This is a genomic window from Micromonospora sp. WMMD882 (assembly GCF_027497255.1).
GTDB lineage: Bacteria > Actinomycetota > Actinomycetes > Mycobacteriales > Micromonosporaceae > Micromonospora.
Window position 1 is genome coordinate 425392 of record NZ_CP114903.1, and the last position, 17720, is coordinate 443111.

The following is a 17720-nucleotide window of genomic DNA, read 5'->3' on the forward strand; positions in this document are numbered from 1 at the left end:
GGTGATCATCGATCCCCGTTTTGGTTGGGGTGCTCCCGTCATCGCACGCACCAAGGTCCCCGTCGAAGCAGTAGTAGGGATGTGGCGCGCAGGTGAGCCCTCCGATGTCGTTGCCGACGAGTACGGTCTGATCATTGACGAAGTCGAACAAGTCATCCGAGTCGCCGCCTGAGTTCTTCGTCGATCGCTGCTTGGGCAAGGGAATCCCGCGAGCTCTGATCGCAGCAGGCTGGGCAATCCACCTGGTGTCCGACATCTTCGCTGCCGACGGCCAGTTCACCGGGCCTGGTTGAGTCGGGTCTCACGATTCACTGCCTGAGCAGCGCAGAACTGTCGCCTTTGGTGCGCGCCCAGCGGTTCGAGCACCACCGCGACAAGATCTGGCGGTACGGCAGGGAAGGACCTCCCGGCTTTCTGCATGGTCTACGCGGACTCCGTCGTCCGGCGTCGGCCGTAGGGCCACTTGTCGGATAGATGGGTCCTTCCTGCACCTGACCGGCGAGGTCATGACCTCTTGGCTTCCCCCGAAGGCGGTGCGCGGTCGCAGGGCTGGTCGTAGGAAGGCCTCGCGTCGCCCCCCCGCCGGCACAGTTTGTCGATCAGCTCCGCCCGATCCTGAACGAGCAGGACTGATCCGGCGTCCGTGCTCCGCGCCCCCTGTCGGCAGGGGGCGCCCGGAACCCTTTCAGCCGCGTGGGGCGTACATGATGACGGCGACGCCGACCAGGCAGATCACCGCGCCGGTGAGGTCCCACCGGTCGGGGCGGAACTTGTCCACCACGACGCCCCAGGCCAGCGAGCCGGCGACGAAGATCCCGCCGTAGGCGGCCAGGATCCGGCCGAAGTTCGGGTCCGGCTGCAACGAGGCGGCGAACCCGTACGCGCCGAGCGCCACGATCCCGGCGGCGATCCACAGCAGGCCGCGGTGCTCGCGCCAGCCCTGCCAGATCAGCCACGCCCCGCCGATCTCGGCCAGCGCGGCGAGCGCGAACAGGGCGAGGGAACGCGCGACGGCCACCCGGTCGACCCTACCGACACCCGCTCCGGCCGGGACGGCGCCCGGTCGGGTTCTGACGGTTTTCCGACTCGACGCCCACCGGCGCGGGGGGAACGGATTCGCTAGGGTCTTTCGGAGTTCCGCTCTGCCTGGTCAAGTGGATCATTTTGTGGGGGGCTGATGGCGCCGATTCGACGGCGGGCTGTCCTGATCGGCGTGAATCACTGTGGATTCGACCTGAAACTGCCCTCGCTCCGGTACGCCGAGAGCGACGCGCAGGCGCTGCGGAACGTCCTGTTGGACGAGCGGATCGGCACCTTCGACGACGACGACGTGCACCTGTTCGTCGGCCCCGACGCCGCGTGGAGCGTCGTCAAGGCCCGGCTGCGGGAGATCGCGCTCGACTCCCGGCCGTCGGACATGCTGCTGGTCTACTTCGCCGGCCACGCGCTGCGGCCGGAATGGAGCAGGCAGCTCGACGCTTACCTGGTCACCGACGACCTCGACCCGGACGGCCTGCGCCGGGAGCCGGACAACGGTCTGCGGTTGTCCTTTCTGAAGCGCGACGTGTTCGAGATCTTCCAGGGCACCTCGCTGCTGGTCCTCGACTGCTGTCACGCCGGCACGTACGTGGACGCGGACCTGCGGCACGCCGAGGTGATGCAGACCTACCCGACCCAGCTCGACCGGCACAGCGCGCTGCTGGCCTGCCCGGGCGGCGCGGTGGCCCGGGAGAGCGCCGAGCACGGCCACGGCGTGCTGACCCGTGAGGTGCTGCGGGCGCTGCGGGGTGACGCCGCCGACGCCACCGGCGCGGTGTCCTTCGAGCGCATGGTGACCTTCGTGGCGGAGCAGGGGCTCGAACCGCCCCCGGTGAAGCTCGCCCACACCTGGGGGCCGACGGTCGCGTTGACCCAGCCGCCGCTGTCCCGGCACGACCGGCAGGCGCTGGCCGAGAATGCCAACCCGTGCACCACCCGGGCCTGCAAGAACCCTCTCGACGACCTGTCCAGCTCCGTGATGCAGTTGCTCGGCCGGATGTTCCGGGCCAAGGCTCCGCTGCACCGCGCGCCGCAGCAGGGCCCGGCCGAGCGGGTGGAGATCATCAGGTACGCCCTGGACGCCGACTCGGTCGCCTGGGTGGAGTTCTCCGCCCGGGGCACCGCCGTGCTCAACGCGACGGCCCGGTTCGACCGGGACACGCTGGGGCCCCTGCTGCGCCGGGGTCGCGCCGACGCCCTGGAGCACCGCACGTCGATGCCGGGCTGGGTGGTGGCCGACGACGCCGGCCGGCGGCTGCTCTGCGTGCCCGTCTCCTACGCCGACGACCGGACGCTCGCCCTGACCGTGGTGGAGCCGGCGGCGGCGCTGCTCGACATGGGTGAGCCGTTGGCCGTCATGCTGCGTACCCTCTGGGACGCCAACCCGCTCGACGACCCGGTCGAGGCCGAGGTGCGGGTGCTCACCGCCCTGCGGACGGACTTCGGCCGGCTGCCGCTGGAGCTCTACGAGTACGCCTTCAGCCGTTACCAGAAACTCGTCGGGTCGATGACGATGGTGTTCCAGCCGGTGGTGGAGCTCGACCAGCGGGCGGCGGGGGTGAGCATCCAGAGCTTCGAGGCGCTGGCCCGTCGCGGTGACCACGAGTCCCGCGCCCCGTGGGCGGCTCTGCAGATGGCCCACTCCTGGGGCGACCGGTTCGTCGTCGAACGCGACGCGTTGCTGCTGGAGAAGGCGGTCCGCTCGTACGCCGCGGCCGACGCCGCCGCCCCGTGGCAGGGCACCAAGGCGCTGTCGGTCAACGTGGCGGTCCGCTCCCTGCTCAGCGACTCCTACCTGGCCCACCTGGGCCGGGCGCTCACCGAGGCGGACCTGAACCCCCGCACGCTCACCCTGGAGATCTCCGAGCAGGACCCGATCGAGCCGGGGCCGGGGGAGCGGTGGCCGCAGAAGCCGCTCGTCTACTTCCACCACCGGCTCACCGAGCTGGCCCGGGAGCTGCGGATCAGTTTCGCGGTGGACGACTTCGGAGTCGGCTACGCGTCGCTGGCCCGGATGGCGGAGCTGCCGCTGACCCAGATCAAGGTGGACCGGGCGGTGCTGCACCATCCGTTGGCGGTGGAGGAGCTCAGCCTCGTCGCCCGGGTGGCCCGCGACGCCCTCGTCCGTGGTCAGGCGCCCAGCGCCCGCGCGGTGATCGTGGAGGGCTACGACGACAAGGCGCCGGTGAGCCTCAGGCAGATATACGAGCTGGGCATCCACCACGTCCAGGGGTTCCTCTTCGGTGAAGTCGCCACCCCGGCGCTGGTCCCGTTGGACGAGTCCATGCGGGAGACCATCGCCGCCCTGGTGAGAGGAAAGAAATGACGAGCGTACGACTGTTGCTGCCGGCGGAGGTCGTCGAGGAGGCGGACCTGCCGTACGAGGGGGTCCGGGACGTCTCCGCCGTCACCCTCGCGGTCGAGGGGGTGGCCGTGGTGGCGAACCTCGCCACGTTGGCCACCCTGCAACCGCAGCTCGGCGCGTTGGTGGCGGCGATCCGGAACTGGCGGCTACGCGATCCGCGCCCGTCGGTGCTGCTGACCGTGCAGGGCCCTGGCATCGATCTGAAAATCGACCTGCCGCGCAACGTCAGCAAGGCTCAACTGCTCGACCAGCTCCGGCCGCTCTTCGCCGACGAGGACTGAGCTGCGGCCGGGCGACCGTACCGGTCACACCCCGCCGCTGAAGGTGTCGCACTGCTTCGGGTCGCCGCTGTCGTACCCCCGGGTGAACCACTCGCGGCGCTGCGCGGACGAGCCGTGGGTGAACTCGTCCGGGTTGACCGGACGGTTCGCCCGCTCGGAGATCGCGTCGTCGCCGATCTTCTCGGCGGCGTCGATGGCCTGGCTGATGTCCTGCTCGGTGATGCTGGTGAAGATCCTCTGCCCGCCGGCGTCGGCGGTGCCGGTGGCGTTCTTCGCCCACGCCCCGGCGTAGCAGTCGGCCTGCAACTCCAGTTTCACCGACAGCGCGTTGGCGTTGTCCGGGTCGCGCTGCTGCTGACGGCGCATCTGCGCCTCGGTGCCGAGCAGGGTCTGCACGTGGTGGCCGTACTCGTGGGCCAGCACGTACGGCTGGGCGAACTCGCCGGACGCGCCGAGCTGCTCGGCGAGCACCTGGTAGAAGGTGAGGTCGATGTAGACCTGCCGGTCGGCGGGGCAGTAGAACGGGCCGACGCCGGAGTCGGCGTTGCCGCAGCCGGTGGAGACCGCCTGGCTGAAGAAGACCGTGTCGGCCGGGGCGTACCGCTCGCCGAACCGCTCGGGCAGCGCGTTCTGCCAGTACGCCTGGATCGAGTTGACGTAGAGCGTGTTGCGGCAGTCGAGCTGGTCGAGGGCGTTCTCGGCGGCGCACTTCTGCTCCAGCGAGGTGTTGTCACCCTGCTCGGATCCGCCGCCGTTGGTCGCCGCGTTCAGCCCGAAACCGCCGCCGACCAACGCCACCAGCACCGCGATGACCAGGCTGATCAGCCCGCCGCGTCCGCCGCCGCCGGTCGGGATGGGAATGCCGAGTCCACCACCGCCGCCGCCGGATCCCCGCCGGTCGTCCACCTGACTGGTGTCGATACGCGCGTTCTCGTTCAGCTCCATGACGACCCCGATCGCCTCATCGGTCAGCTCCGGACCGATCCGTACCCGATGATCTTGTCGGGTAATCCGGGTCGGTCGCGTCGCGCGGCCCGGTACAATCGGTGCCGTGCTGCGCTGCGAAGGCTGAACCGCCCCGCGCCGACGGGTTGTCTCGATCCCGCCGGCGCTTTCGCGTGCCTTGAATCAGCCCTTCGGCCCTGAGAGCGAGTTCGCCAAGATGATCACTGCCACCGGCCTGGAACTGCGCGCCGGCGCCCGCATCCTGCTGTCCGACACCACCCTGCGGGTGCAGCCCGGCGACCGGATCGGCCTGGTCGGCCGCAACGGCGCGGGCAAGACCACCACCCTGAAGGTCCTCGCCGGCGAGGGGCAGCCGTACGCCGGGCAGATCGACAGGCGCAGCGCGATCGGCTACCTGCCGCAGGACCCGCGCACCGGCGACCTGGAGGTCACCGGCCGCGACCGGGTGCTCTCCGCCCGCGGCCTGGACGTGCTGATGACCCAGATGACGGAGCTGGAGGCCAGGCTCGCCGTCGACACCGACGAGCGCCTGGTCCGCCGGTACGGCGCGCTGGAGGACCAGTTCGCCGCCCTCGGCGGGTACGCGGCGGAGGCCGAGGCCGCCCGGATCTGCGCCAACCTCGGGCTGCCCGACCGGGCGCTCGCCCAGACCATCGGCACCCTCTCCGGTGGTCAGCGCCGCCGCATCGAGCTGGCCCGGATCCTGTTCCGGGACGCCGGCGAGAACGGCGGCGGCATCCTGCTGCTCGACGAGCCCACCAACCACCTGGACGCCGACTCGATCACCTGGCTGCGCGGCTTCCTCGCCAACCACAAGGGCGGCCTGATCGTGATCAGTCACGACGGCTCGCTGCTGGAGTCGGTGGTCAACAAGGTGTGGTTCCTGGACGCCACCCGCAGCGTGGTCGACGTGTACAACCTGGGCTGGAAGGCGTACCTGGAGGCCCGGGAGACCGACGAGCGGCGGCGTCGCCGGGAGCGGGCCAACGCCGAGAAGAAGGCCGGCGCGCTGATGGCCCAGGCCGACAAGATGCGGGCCAAGGCCACCAAGACCGTCGCCGCCCAGAACATGGCCCGCCGGGCCGAGAAGCTGATCTCGGGGTTGGAGGAGGTCCGGGTCTCCGACAAGGTGGCCAAGGTCCGGTTCCCCACCCCGGCCCCGTGCGGCCGGACCCCGCTGACCGCCACCGGCCTGTCCAAGTCGTACGGCTCGTTGGAGATCTTCACCGACGTCAACGTGGCCGTGGACCGGGGTTCCCGGGTGGCCATCCTGGGGCTCAACGGCGCCGGCAAGACCACCCTGCTGCGGATGCTCGGCGGCCTGCTGACGCCGGACACCGGCACCGTCAACCCGGGGCACGGGCTGCGGCTGGGCTACTACGCCCAGGAGCACGAGACCCTCGACGTGACGCGTACCGTCCTGGAGAACATGCGCGCCGCCGCGATCGAGCAGACCGACACCGACCTGCGCAAGATCCTCGGCGCGTTCCTGTTCTCCGGCGACGACGTCGACAAGCCGGCCGCGGTGCTCTCCGGCGGGGAGAAGACCCGGCTGGCCCTGGCCACCCTGGTCTGTTCCGGGGCGAACGTGCTGCTGCTGGACGAGCCGACGAACAACCTCGACCCGGTCAGCCGGGAGCAGGTGCTCGACGCCATCGCCCGCTACCCGGGCGCGATCGTGCTGGTCACCCACGACCCGGGCGCGGTGAGCGCGCTCAAGCCGGACCGGGCGATCCTGCTGCCCGACGGCGACGAGGACGCCTGGAGCGACGACCTGCTGGAGCTGGTCGAGCTGGCCTGAGCCCCGCCCGACGGGGCGCCGGCCGCGCTGCCCGCTGCCCGCTGCCCGCTGCCCGCTGCCCCGTCACCCGGCCCCTGCTGCCCTGCTCAGGGCCACTCGTCGGCGAGGACCGACCAGACCTGGTTGTCGTGCCGCTGCCCCCGGTACGGGAACGCCGACCGCAGCACGCCGTCCAGGCTCATGCCGAGGCGGCGGGCGACGTTGGCGCTGCGGACGTTGTGCGCGGCGGTCACCCACTCCACCCGGCTCATGCCGCGCTCCCGGAACGCCCAGTCGATCATGAGGCGGGCGGCCCGGGTGACCAGGCCCCGCCCCTCGGCGGCCGGCTCCAGCCAGCAGCCGATCTCACAGTTGCCGCTGGCGGCGTCGAAGGAGACGAACAGCATCCCGCCGACCAGCACGCCGTCCAGCCAGATCCCGTAGATCCGCCGGGCGTCGGCGGCCTGCCCGTCGGCGTACCGCTGCAGGACGGCGCGGGCGGAGTCCAGGTCGGTGCTGCGGGTGGCCCAGGGGACCCACGGGTCGACATGCTCCCGGGCCCGGTCGATGTGGGCCAGGAACTCCTCCGCCTGCCATGGTTCGAGCGGGCGGAGCTGGGCGTCCTCGGTGAGTGGGACGGCGAACACGGGCGCTCCTCTCCGGCGGCCGGGGCGGGGCTGCCGCGGCCGGTCGACGCCCAACCTGCCACACGCCGCGGGCGACGGTGGCCCGGGCGGCAGCCGGCGGTCGCGAGCGGCCCGACCCGGCGGTCCTGCCCGGCCCGGCGGAGCAGGGTCAGGTGGCGAGGTGGGCGAGGTGGGGGAGGACGCCGGAGCCGACCAGGATCACCAGGCCGATGGCCACGAAGATCACCGGCACCAGCCGGTGCCCGGCCCGTTCGGCCAGCCGGACGACCCGTGGGTGGCCGCCGAGCCAGGCCGCCGCCAGGCACCACAGGCCGATGGCGACCACGAAGACGAGCAGGAACACCGCGACGTCGGCCGGGCCGAGCGTGCGCAGCACGGGCACGTAGACGGCGACGTTGTCGGCGCCGTTGGCGATGGTCACCCCGGCCACGCCCAGCGTGCCGCCGACCACCGTCGGGGCTTCGTCGTCGTCCCGGCTCAGCAGCGCCCGGACGCCGAGCACGACCGGCAGCAGACCGAGCAGACCGGGCCACGGCTCCGGCACCACCAGCAGGCCGGCGGCGAGGACCCCGCTGGCCGCCAGCAGCGCGCCGATGCCGACGTATTGGCCGGCGGCGATCTGCCGTGGGCGCGGTCGGCCGGTGCTGCGGGCGGTGACGAACAGGGCCGTGAGCACCACGATGTCATCGACGTCGGTGGCGGCGAACACGACGGCCGCGCTGGCGGCGGTACCGAGCAGGTCTATCACGCGGGGCAGGGTACGCGGCTCCGGGTGGCCGCGACGGACGACGGGCCGGCCGACCACGGGTGACGTTTGCGCTGGTAGACACGGGTGGTCATGCCGATGTCATGACTTTATCGGGAACCCGACACCACATAGCGTGTCGATTGGCGAAGAGTTGATATCTGGCGCATGATCGTTCGAGGCGGTCTAATAGGTTGGACCGTTATCCGAACCGCACAGTCTGCGACGTGAGGAATCAGCATGGCAGCCACTGGCACAGCCACCAGCACCGAGAAGGGTCGCCGGATCGTCGGAGCCGAGCGTCAGACACTCGCCAAGGACCTCGTGAAGCGGTACACCGGGGGCGAGAGCATCCGCGCCCTCGCGGCCTCGACCGGCCGGTCCTACGGGTTCATCCACCGGGTGCTCACCGAGTCCGGCGTGCAGCTGCGACAGCGCGGCGGCGCCCGGCGCCGCAAGAAGGCGTGACGCGAGCAGGCGTTATCCGCCCGCCAGCGTCGTTTTTCCCCGCCGCACCCCGGTTCACCCGGTGAACGCCGGGTCCGGGGTTCGGCTGCACCACGCCGGGCCGGTGGCCACGGTGACGTTGAGTCGTCCCGACGTGCTCAACGCCCAGACCCCGGCGATGTGGCGTGCCATGAGTGACTTCTCCCGGCGGCTGCCCGGCGAGGTCCGGGTCGTCGTCGTGCGTGGTGAGGGCCGGGCGTTCTCCGCCGGGCTGGACCTCTCGGTCGCCACCACGTCCGGGCCGGACTCCTTCGCCGAGCTGGCCACCCTGCCCGAGGCCGAGTGCGCCGACCGGATCACCGAGTTCCAGGCGGCCTTCACCTGGCTGCACCGGCCGGGCATCGTCTCGGTCGCCGCCGTCCAGGGGCACGCCATCGGCGCCGGTTTCCAGCTCGCGCTCGCCTGCGACCTGCGGGTGCTCGCCGAGGACGCCCAGCTGTCGATGGCCGAGGTGACCCTCGGGCTGGTGCCCGACCTGGCCGGCACCGGCCGCCTGGTCGACCTGGTCGGTTACGCCCGCGCCCTGGAGATCTGCGCCACCGGCCGGCGGATGGACGCCGCCGAGGCGGACCGGCTCGGGCTGGCCACCGTGGTGGTGCCGAACGCCGAGCTGGACGCCGCCACCGAGGACCTGACCGCCGCCCTGCTCGCCCCGCGCCGCGACGCGGTCGTCGAGATCAAGGCCCTGCTGGTCGGCGCGGCCCGGCGTACCCCTGAGCAGCAGCAGCGGGCCGAACGTGAGGCGCAGGTACGGCGGTTGCGTGATCTTGCGGGACGCGGAGAGTAGTAAGGACCGATCGGGAAGACCCGGATTACCGCCGAGGTTGTCGTAGTCGTCGGGACAATCACATCCGACGGCTTTTCCGTACCACCCCCGGAGGTGACGCGTGTCGAACCCGCACGGCGGCATGGGCTGGAGCACGCTCCGCTCGATCCGCAACTCTGAGGAGGTCTCGACGCACCGGGTCGCCCGGGGCACCGGGCAGCGGATCGTCGCGTTCGCCCGCCCGTACCGGCGGGACATCGCGGTGTTCCTGGTCACGGTGGTGCTGGCCGCGGTCATCGGGGTCGCCACGCCGGTGCTCGCCGGTGACGTCATCAACACCATCACCGCCGGCGGGGCCGACGCCGGCGCGGTCGTGGTCCGACTGGCGCTGTTCATCGCCGGCCTGGCCGTCGCCGACGCGCTGCTCTCCCTGGCCCAGCGCTGGTACTCCGCCCGCATCGGCGAGGGGATCATCCTCGACCTGCGCACCCGGGTCTACGACCACGTGCAGCGGATGCCGTTGCAGTTCTTCTCCCGCACCCAGACCGGCGCGCTGGTCAGCCGGCTCAACAACGACGTCATGGGCGCCCAGCGGGCGTTCACCTCCACCCTCTCCGGGGTGGTCAGCAACGTCATCCAGCTCGTGCTCACCGCCGCGGTGATGTTCACCCTCTCCTGGCAGATCACCGCCCTGTCGCTGGTGCTGCTGCCGCTGTTCATCATCCCGGCCCGGCGGGTCGGCAAGCGGCTGGCGGAGATCACCCGGGAGTCGTACGACCTCGACGCCAAGATGAACGCGACGATGACCGAACGGTTCGGCGTGGCCGGGGCGCTGCTGGTCAAGCTGTTCGGCGCGCCGGAGGTCGAGGCCCGCCGGTTCGCCGGCCGGGCCGAACGGGTCCGCGACATCGGCATCCAGTCCGCGATGTACTCGCGGACGTTCTTCGTGGCGATGCTGCTGGTGGCCTCGCTGGCCCAGGCGCTCACCTACGGCCTCGGCGGCTGGCTCGCGGTCAACGGCGCGGTCAGCGCCGGCACCGTGGTCACCCTGGCCCTGCTGCTGACCCGCCTGTACGGGCCGCTGACCGCGCTGTCCAACGTCCGGGTCGACGTGATGAGCGCGCTCGTCTCGTTCGACCGGGTCTTCGAGGTGCTCGACCTGAAGCCGTCGATCGAGGAGAAGCCCGACGCGTCGCCCGTCCCGTCCGGCAACGGCCGGGTCGAGTTCCGGGACGTCCGGTTCCGCTACCCGAGCGCCTCCGAGGTGTCGCTGGCCTCCCTGGAGGAGGTCGCCACCCTGGACCGGACGGTCAACGAGCCGGTGCTGCGGGGCGTGTCGTTCACCGTCGAGCCGGGGCAGATGGTGGCCCTGGTCGGCCCGTCCGGGGCGGGCAAGTCCACCCTGTCGATGCTGCTCTCCCGGGTCTACGACGTCACCGAGGGGCAGGTGCTCATCGCCGGGCTCGACGTGCGGGACGCCACGCTCGCCTCGCTGCGCGCCGAGATCGGCGTGGTCACCCAGGACTCCCACCTGTTCCACGAGACGATCGCCGAGAACCTCCGCTACGCCAAGCCCGACGCCACCGACGACGAGATCTGGGCGGCGCTGGCCGGCGCGCAGGTCGCCGACCTGGTCCGGGCTCTGCCCGACGGGCTGGAGACCATGGTCGGCGAGCGCGGCTACCGCTTCTCCGGCGGCGAGAAGCAGCGCATCGCCATCGCCCGGCTGCTGCTCAAGGCCCCGTCGATCGTGATCCTCGACGAGGCCACCGCACACCTGGACTCGGAGAGCGAGGCGGCGGTGCAGCGGGCCCTGTCGGTGGCGCTGGCCGGGCGTACCGCGCTGGTGATCGCGCACCGGCTCTCCACCGTCCGGGACGCCGACCAGATCCTCGTCCTCGACGAGGGGCGGATCGTCGAGCGGGGTCGGCACGACGAGCTGGTCGCGGTGGGCGGCCTCTACGCCGAGCTGTACCGCACCCAGTTCGCCGTGGCCGACTCGCCCAGCCCGTACGCGGACGCCACCGGCCCGGAGCCGGTGGTCACCACCATGCCGATGTCGCCGTACCTGGCCGAGGAGGCCCTGCCCCCGGCGGCGGCGAACTGAGCCGACGGCGCGACCGGGCCGACGCTTGACCGGTCACCCGATGCTGGTGGGATGACCACTGATGGTGAGACGGGTGGGCGGCGCGGCCGGCTGGACTGGCGGGGGCGGCTGTCCGGGGTGTTCCTCGGGGCGGCCGGCGGCATGGGGGTCAACGTCCTGAGCAACGACGCCCGGTACCAGGGCGTCGTCGTCGCGGCGGTGGCGGGTGGCGTGCTGTCGGCTGCCGCCTGGCTGCGCCGGCTGCCGCCGCGCGCGCCGCTGGCCCGGCACACGGCCCGCGTCCTGCTGGCGCTGGCCCTGGTCGGGGCGGTGGTGGCCGCCCTCGCTCCGGGCGTCGCCGCCCGGGTCGCGGCCCTGGCGACGACGGCCCTGACGGTCACCGCCGTCCTCGTCGCCAGCGACCTTCAGGTCGCCGGTCGGGTCCTGGCCGGCGCGGCCTGCGTCGGGCTGGGCGTGTCCTGCGTCGCCATCGCCGTGGACTCCGGCGCCGGCCACCGGCTCCTGTTCTACGCGGTGCTCGTCATCCCCGGGGTGACGCTCGTCGGTCTCGGCGTGGAGATGCTGCTCGGCCGACCCGCCCCGGGCCAGGTGAACTACTTCCGCGGCGTCAGCCACCTCGTCGTCGGGGCGATCGTCGTCGGCCTCGGGCTGCTCGGCGTCCTGGTCGCCCTGGTGATGGACGGGCCGCCGGGTGATCTGTTCGCCATGACGGCGATGAGCGTCCTCGGCGTGGCCTACCTCGGCCTCGGCGCGGGCACCCTGCTCCGCCTCGACGTGCTGCGCGCCGTCGCGTACCTCGGTATCGGGGGGTCGGTCGCCGCCCTCGCGGTGGCGGTGGTCGAGGGTGACCCGCTCGTCCAGACGTTGCTCGGGTGTCTCGGCCTGGCCGCGGTCGGTCTCGGCGTGGCCGCCCTCCGGGGCAGCGAGGCCCTGCGCGGGCTGTCGTACCTGGTCCTCGGCGTGACGCTGCTCGGCTTCGGCGTGGTGCGGGTGTCCGACGGCCTGCGCGACGAGGAGTATCTGCCGTTGCTGACGCTCGGCGGTCTCGGCGTGGCGGTCCTGGGGCACGGCATGGTTACCCTGCGCGACAGCGCCGCGGTCGTGTCGGCGCGCTCCTGGCTGGGCGGTCTGACCAGGGATCCGGTCGGGACGACCGGCGCCCCGACCGCCGCCGAACCGGTCACGACGCCGCCGCGCGCAGCTCCCTGAAGGCCGCCCCGAGCGTGTCGACGGTGAAGTGGGCGTTCAGTCCGCTCGGGTTCGGCAGCACCCACAGGCGCGCGCCACCGAGCAACTCCGGCTGCGGCCCGAACGCCGCCTTCGGCCGGACGAAACCGATCCGGTACGCGGTCACCCCGACCACCGCCACCCACCGGGGCCGGCGTCGTTCGACCTTCGCAGTGAGCAGCTCCGCGCCGGTCACCAGCTCCTGCGCGGTCAGCTCGTCCGCGCGGGCGCTGGCCCGGGCCACCATGTTGGTGATGCCCAGCCCGTACCCGGGCAGCGTGTCCTGCTCGCTCGGGCGCAGTTGCCGGGGGGTGAAGCCGCCCCGGTGCAGGGCCGGCCAGAACCGGTTGCCAGGGCGGGCGAAGTGCCAGCCGGTCGCCGCCGACCACAGGCCCGGGTTGATCCCGACGAAGAGCACGTCCAGCCCGTCGGCGAGCACGTCGGGGATGGTCCGGTCGGCGGCGGCGGCGAGCTGCTCCCGGGTGGGCCGCGCCGACCGGCCGGCCGGGGTGGCGGTCACAGCGCGCGGGTCGCGCCGCCGTCGACCGGGATGGTCACCCCGGTCAGGTAGCCGGCGGCGGGGGAGAGGACGAACGCGGCGACCCGACCGAACTCGGCCGGCTCACCCAGGCGGCGCAGCGGGATGCCCGCCTCCGCCTCGGCGCGCGCCCGCGCCGCGTCGCCGCCCGCGGCCAGGAGCTGCGCGTTGCGGTCGGTCATGATCCGTCCGGGCAGCAGCCCGACCACCCGTACGCCCCGGGGGCCGTACTCGTCGGCGACGTCCTTGGCCACCCCGGCCAGGCCGGGGCGCAGCCCGTTGGAGATGCCGAGACCGGTGATCGGGTGCCGGGCCGAGGTGGACAGCACCAGCCCGACCGCCCCGCCCGCCGGCAGCGCGGCGGCCACCGTCCGGACCGCCCGGACGGTGCCCAGGAACACCGTCTCGAACGACTCCCGCCACTGCGCGTCACTGACCCCGGCGGCGGTGCCCCGGGGCGGCCCGCCGACCGAGACCAGCGCGCCGTCGAGTCGGCCGAACCGGTCCCGGGCGGTGTCGACCAGCCGAAGCGGCAGCTCCGGGTCGGCCAGGTCACCGGCTACGCCGACGGCGCGCGCCGGGCCGCCGAGGCGGGTGACGGCGGCGTCGACCGCGTCGGCGTCGCGGGCGGAGAGCACCACCCGCGCCCCGTCGGCGACGAGGCACTCGGCGGTGGCGTACCCGAGGCCGCGGGACGCGCCGGTCAACACGTACACCCGGTCGGTCAGTCCGAGATCCATACCGGCGATCCTGCCGCAGCCGGTCGGCGGTCGCTACCGGTGGGGGCGGTGGCGCACCCGTACCCGACCGGCGACCTGCACCGCGACGGCGTCGCCGACCCGGACGACGGCCGGCAGCCGGCGCGGCCGGGGAGCCCGGTCGCCGTCGTAGCGGGCGGCGGCCTCCCGGGTGGCGAGCTCCCCGGCGGCCAGCGGCGGCAGCCTGCCCTCGGCGCGCAACGCGCGGGCCAGGTCCCAGCCGTCGCGCAGACCGCCCCGGGACGGGCGGGCCGCCGCCCAGCGGGCGACGGCGTCCGGCCAGGCGGCGCCGAGTCCGGCGGCGAGCAGCGGCCAGTGCCGGGCGATCTCGCCGGCCCGTTTGCGCAGCAGCGCCGCCCGCGCGGCGTCGACCCGCCGGCTGTCGAAGCCGGACGGCAGCGGCCCGCCGGCGACCAGCGCCGCCACCAGCGCCGCCTGCCGCGCGGCCAACCCGCCGCCGTCCGGGCCGCCGCCGTCGACCCCGTCCGGGCCGCCGCTGCCGGCCGGGCGTGGGCCTCCCGGTTCCTGGTCGCCGTTGGGGGTCGGGCCTGCGCCGGCTCGGCTCGACCCGCTGACGTCGTTCATGTCACCGGCGGGTGGCCGGCCGCCGTGGCGAGCGCGTCCAGCTCGGCCCGCAGGGTGGCCGCCGGCGGGTAGTGCCCGTCGCGTTCCAGCAGCAGGGCGGGCGGCCGGCGTCGGGCGCAGACCTCGGTGACCAGGTCGAGCACCTCCGGGGGTACGGCACGGGTGTGCGTGTCGTGGTAGAGCCCGTCCTGTTCGAGGCCCCCGGCGACGTGCGCGTACGCGATCCGTTCCAGCGGGAACCGGTCCAGCAGGGCGAGCGGGTCGGCGCCCCGGTTGCGGGCGTTGGCGTACACGTTGGCGACGTCGAGCAGCAGCAGGGCGTCGGTGCGTTCCAGGATCTCGGTGACGAACTCCGCCTCGTCCCACTCGTCGTCGGGCCAGTCGAAGAGGGCGGCGATCGGTTCCAGCGCGATCGGGACCGCCAGCTCGGACCGGGCCCGGCGGACGTTGGCGACCACCACGTCCGCCGCCTCCCGGGTGCGGGGCAGCGGCAGCAGGTGGCCGGCTTCCACCCCGCCGGCCCGGACGAAGGCGATGTGCTCGCTGACCAGCGGCGCGGCCAGCCGGTCGGCGACGGCGGCCAGGTGGGCGACCCGGGCCGGGGCGACCGGCTCCGCGCCGCCCAGCGACAGCCGCACCCCGTGCGGCACCACCGTGACGCCCAGGGCCCGCAGCTCGGCCAGCCCGCCCGGCAGCGGCCCGGCCGGGTCGACGCTCTCCGCGATCACCTCGACGAACCGCAGGCCGGGCAGGTCGGCGACGAACCCGGAGATCTCCGGCCGCCACCCGATGCCCACCCCGTCCGGCCATGCCGCGGCCGGCCGGACGGCGGGCGGCGGCGGGCCCGTGCCGGTCGGCCCGGTCACCCGCCGCACCCGCCGCACCCGCCACCACAGCCGCCGCCGTTGCCGGTGCCGCCGTCACTGCTGCCGCCGTCCCCGCCGGCCCCGCCGGCGGAGGCGCCGGTGTCGCCGGTGGCCTGCCGCTCGATCTCGGCTTCGCCGGCGAAGGCCGGGTCGAGAGTCCAGAGCGTGGCCGTGCCGAACAGCGCCACGGCCATCCCGACCCCGGCGGCGCCGTAGGTGGAGAAGGCCGGCGTGGAGCTGGGCGCGAGGTGCCGGTAGCGGGTCCGCAGGTCGCGCAGGGCGGCCCGACCGGCGTGGGTGCGGTGCGGTATCCGGGTGGCCTGGGCCACGCCGACGACGGTGAGCCCGACGACGCCGACGAACAGGAATCCGACCGGCTGGTCGTTCGCCAGGCCGGCGACCAGTCGGAGCACGCCGACGGCCACGAGGGCGAGCAGCAGCGCGGGGCCGAGCCGGGCGGCCCGCCGATGCGACGCGGGCACCGCCAACCCCCGTCGTTCCAGGTCCTGCCGTAGCTGGTCGACCGCGGCGCTCACCCGGTGGTCCTGCGCCAGGTCCCGGGGTCGTACGCGTCGGCTGGCGGCGTCGTACACGGCCTGGTCGATCGGGTTCGCTCCGGCGGGCAGCGGCCCGGTGGCGGCCAGCCGGGGGACAGCCATCCCGATCGCGCCGGCGTGCCGCAGCGCGCCGATCGAGCTGTGCAGGGCGAGCCGGGCCCCGCCGTTGAGGTAGGCGACCTGCGGGGGGTCGAGCTGCTCCGGGCCGGACGTCCGGTCGCCCCCGAAGAGCCGGGCGCGGTGCACGACCGAGCCGACCACCGCCAGCGCCGCCACCGTCAGGTAGCCGGCGAGGAAGGTCGGTCCGGAGATGCCCCAGGTGTCACCTGCTGCGGCCAGTAGGGTCGTCGTCATCGGTTCCTCCTCCGGGGAGGCCAGGGTGCGGGCCCTCATTGTGGGAGAGCCCCGCCAGCGGCCGGCGACCCGGTGGACGGCCGTGCCTCACCGGCGGCGGACGGCCTCCTCGACCAGGTCGAGCACCGGGCCGAGGTCGCCGGCCGGGCGGCCCATCGCAAGGTGCAGCACCAGACCGTCGTAGGCCAGCTCCAGGAACTGGGCGAGCACGTCGATGGGTACGTCCTCGCGCAGCACCCCGGCGTCACGTTGCCGGGCCAACCGGTCCCGGGTGGCCTCGGCGATGGCGGCGGAGCGTTCCGCCCAGCGTCGGGCGAACGCCGGGTCGGTGCGCAGCCGGCGGGACACCTCCAGTTGGCTGCCGAGCCAGCCGGCGGTGTCCGGCGACATGGCCCGGCCGAGCAGGTCCCGCATGACCTGGACCAGGCCGTTGCGCGCGACCGTCTCCACCATGGCCGCCGCGTCGTCCTCGGCGACGGCCAGGAAGAGGGAGTCCTTGTCCCGGAAGTGGTGGAAGATCGCGCCCCGGGACAGCCGGGTGGCCTCCTCCAGCCGGCGCACGGTGGCGCCCTCGTAGCCGTGCCGCGCGAAACACGCCCGCGCGGCGGCGAGGATCTCCTGCCGACGCGCGTCGAGCTGGTCCTGACTTACTCTGGGCACGTTCCGATCGTGTCAGGTGCCCGGATCTCGTGCAAACCGTACGTACGGCTTAGGAGAGGTCGCTGTCGGCGGGCCCGCCTAGGATCACGGCATGACGTCGATCCCCGCGGCCCCGCTGACCGTCGCCGCCGTCCAGGCCGATCCCGTCCCCGGCGATCTGGTCGGCAACACGTCGACCGGCGCCCGCCTCGTCCGGCAGGCCGCCGACGCCGGGGCCCGGGTGGTCGTCCTGCCCGAGCTGTTCCTGCCGGCGTACCACCCGCCGACCCTCGCCGCCGACCCGGCCGGCACCGACGTGCCGGCCGACGCGGACGGCTCGGTGGCGGATCCCCGGCTCGACCCGCTGCGCGCCGCGGCCCGCGACGCGGGCGCGGCGCTGGTGGTCGGCGCGGCGGTGCGGCATCCCGACCAGCGGCGCACGATCTCCGCGCTGGTCGTCGACCGCGCCGGGGCGATCCGCGTCGGGTACGACAAGCAGCAGCTCTGGAGCTTCGAACGGGAGCTGTTCACCCCCGGTCGGCGCGGCGCGACAGCGCTGGTCGACGACTGGCGGCTCGGGTTGGGCATCTGCTACGACGGTTGCTTTCCCGAGCACGGGCGGGCCGCGGCGGCCGACGGCGCGCACGGCTACCTCTGCCCGAGCGGGTACCGCGTCGGCTCCGAGCACCGGCGCGACCTCTATTATCCGGCCCGCGCGCTGGACAACACCATGTACGTCGTCTTCGCCAACTCCGTCGGCGGCGCGGACCCGTGGCGGTTCAACGGCGGGGCGGCGGTGTACGACCCGGAGGGCCGCTGCCTGGTCCGAGGGTCGGGCAGTGGCGAGCAGGTGCTGGTGGCCGCGTTGGATCCGGCGCTGCTGGCGCGGACCCGGGCCGACCACCCGATGCTCCTCGACCGCCGCGCCGACCAGGGGCCGGCGCGGCTGCGGGTGCTCGTCTGACCTGGCCTCTGTCGGCGTACGCGCCGGTCC

The 17720-nt window shown here is 73.6% G+C and carries 19 protein-coding genes; 9 read left to right on the forward strand and 10 right to left on the reverse strand.

Translation table 11 applies throughout. The annotated features are described in order from the left end of the window. Position 1: 1 nt before the first annotated feature. The gene (locus O7606_RS01810; protein ID WP_281597226.1) at positions 2–172 is read left to right on the forward strand and encodes a DUF433 domain-containing protein; all 171 of its coding nucleotides are present in this window, start codon (positions 2–4) and stop codon (positions 170–172) included. 513 nt (positions 173–685) lie between these two features. Here O7606_RS01810 and O7606_RS01815 read toward each other — a convergent pair. Further along, on the reverse strand, positions 686–1018 hold the full coding sequence (locus tag O7606_RS01815; protein ID WP_281597227.1) for a YnfA family protein: 333 nt from the start codon (positions 1016–1018) through the stop codon (positions 686–688). Between the two features lie 159 nt (positions 1019–1177). Between O7606_RS01815 and O7606_RS01820 the strand changes: the two genes are divergently transcribed. Further along, positions 1178–3364 carry an EAL domain-containing protein gene (locus O7606_RS01820; RefSeq protein WP_281597228.1) on the forward strand — a complete coding sequence of 729 codons (2187 nt, stop codon included), beginning with the start codon at positions 1178–1180 and terminating at the stop codon, positions 3362–3364. Further along, a complete protein-coding gene (locus O7606_RS01825; RefSeq protein ID WP_281597229.1) occupies positions 3361–3684 on the forward strand; it encodes a hypothetical protein in 324 nt (107 codons plus the stop codon). The genes O7606_RS01820 and O7606_RS01825 overlap by 4 nt, the downstream gene beginning before the upstream one ends. A gap of 24 nt (positions 3685–3708) precedes the next feature. Here the strand turns inward: O7606_RS01825 and O7606_RS01830 are convergent, their stop codons facing one another. Further along, positions 3709–4629, reverse strand: a complete 921-nt coding sequence (locus O7606_RS01830) for a neutral zinc metallopeptidase (RefSeq protein ID WP_281597230.1) — start codon at positions 4627–4629, stop codon at positions 3709–3711. Between the two features lie 217 nt (positions 4630–4846). On the opposite strand from O7606_RS01830, the gene O7606_RS01835 reads away from it, so the two are divergent. After that, positions 4847–6451, forward strand: coding sequence for an ABC-F family ATP-binding cassette domain-containing protein (locus O7606_RS01835; protein WP_281597231.1), 1605 nt, complete (start codon positions 4847–4849; stop codon positions 6449–6451). A gap of 86 nt (positions 6452–6537) precedes the next feature. On the opposite strand, the gene O7606_RS01840 is transcribed toward O7606_RS01835, so the two are convergent. Further along, the gene (locus tag O7606_RS01840; RefSeq protein WP_281597232.1) at positions 6538–7077 is read right to left on the reverse strand and encodes a GNAT family protein; all 540 of its coding nucleotides are present in this window, start codon (positions 7075–7077) and stop codon (positions 6538–6540) included. Positions 7078–7225: 148 nt separating this feature from the next. Beyond that, the gene (locus O7606_RS01845; protein ID WP_281597233.1) at positions 7226–7825 is read right to left on the reverse strand and encodes a cadmium resistance transporter; all 600 of its coding nucleotides are present in this window, start codon (positions 7823–7825) and stop codon (positions 7226–7228) included. 237 nt (positions 7826–8062) lie between these two features. Between O7606_RS01845 and O7606_RS01850 the strand changes: the two genes are divergently transcribed. The 4 genes from O7606_RS01850 (at position 8063) to O7606_RS01865 (ending at position 12411) form a co-directional block, all read left to right on the forward strand. Continuing rightward, a complete protein-coding gene (locus O7606_RS01850; protein WP_007072022.1) occupies positions 8063–8290 on the forward strand; it encodes a helix-turn-helix domain-containing protein in 228 nt (75 codons plus the stop codon). A gap of 118 nt (positions 8291–8408) precedes the next feature. Continuing rightward, positions 8409–9116 (forward strand): enoyl-CoA hydratase/isomerase family protein, encoded by a 708-nt coding sequence (locus O7606_RS01855; RefSeq protein WP_281599450.1) that lies wholly within the window; start codon positions 8409–8411, stop codon positions 9114–9116. A gap of 121 nt (positions 9117–9237) precedes the next feature. Then, positions 9238–11202: an ABC transporter ATP-binding protein gene (locus tag O7606_RS01860; protein WP_281599451.1), complete on the forward strand. Its 1965-nt coding sequence runs from the start codon at positions 9238–9240 to the stop codon at positions 11200–11202. A 51-nt stretch (positions 11203–11253) separates the two neighbouring features. Then, complete coding sequence (locus tag O7606_RS01865; RefSeq protein WP_281597234.1) at positions 11254–12411, forward strand: hypothetical protein; 1158 nt, start codon at positions 11254–11256, stop codon at positions 12409–12411. Here the strand turns inward: O7606_RS01865 and mug are convergent. The 6 genes from mug to O7606_RS01895 form a co-directional block, all read right to left on the reverse strand. Continuing rightward, positions 12383–12949, reverse strand: coding sequence for a G/U mismatch-specific DNA glycosylase (mug, locus tag O7606_RS01870; protein ID WP_281597235.1), 567 nt, complete (start codon positions 12947–12949; stop codon positions 12383–12385). The genes O7606_RS01865 and mug overlap by 29 nt on opposite strands. Beyond that, positions 12946–13707 carry an SDR family oxidoreductase gene (locus O7606_RS01875; RefSeq protein WP_281597236.1) on the reverse strand — a complete coding sequence of 254 codons (762 nt, stop codon included), beginning with the start codon at positions 13705–13707 and terminating at the stop codon, positions 12946–12948. Before O7606_RS01875 ends, mug begins: the two co-directional genes overlap by 4 nt. 33 nt (positions 13708–13740) lie before the next feature. Further along, positions 13741–14175, reverse strand: coding sequence for a hypothetical protein (locus tag O7606_RS01880; protein ID WP_281599453.1), 435 nt, complete (start codon positions 14173–14175; stop codon positions 13741–13743). A 131-nt stretch (positions 14176–14306) separates the two neighbouring features. Beyond that, positions 14307–15107, reverse strand: coding sequence for a DUF692 domain-containing protein (locus O7606_RS01885; protein ID WP_281599454.1), 801 nt, complete (start codon positions 15105–15107; stop codon positions 14307–14309). Between the two features lie 65 nt (positions 15108–15172). After that, positions 15173–16087, reverse strand: coding sequence for a TIGR04222 domain-containing membrane protein (locus tag O7606_RS01890; protein WP_281597237.1), 915 nt, complete (start codon positions 16085–16087; stop codon positions 15173–15175). 87 nt (positions 16088–16174) lie between these two features. Next, the gene (locus O7606_RS01895; protein ID WP_281597238.1) at positions 16175–16747 is read right to left on the reverse strand and encodes a TetR/AcrR family transcriptional regulator; all 573 of its coding nucleotides are present in this window, start codon (positions 16745–16747) and stop codon (positions 16175–16177) included. Between the two features lie 91 nt (positions 16748–16838). Here O7606_RS01895 and O7606_RS01900 point away from each other — a divergent pair, with 91 nt between their 5' ends. Beyond that, positions 16839–17690, forward strand: coding sequence for a carbon-nitrogen hydrolase family protein (locus O7606_RS01900; RefSeq protein WP_281597239.1), 852 nt, complete (start codon positions 16839–16841; stop codon positions 17688–17690). Positions 17691–17720 lie beyond the last annotated feature (30 nt).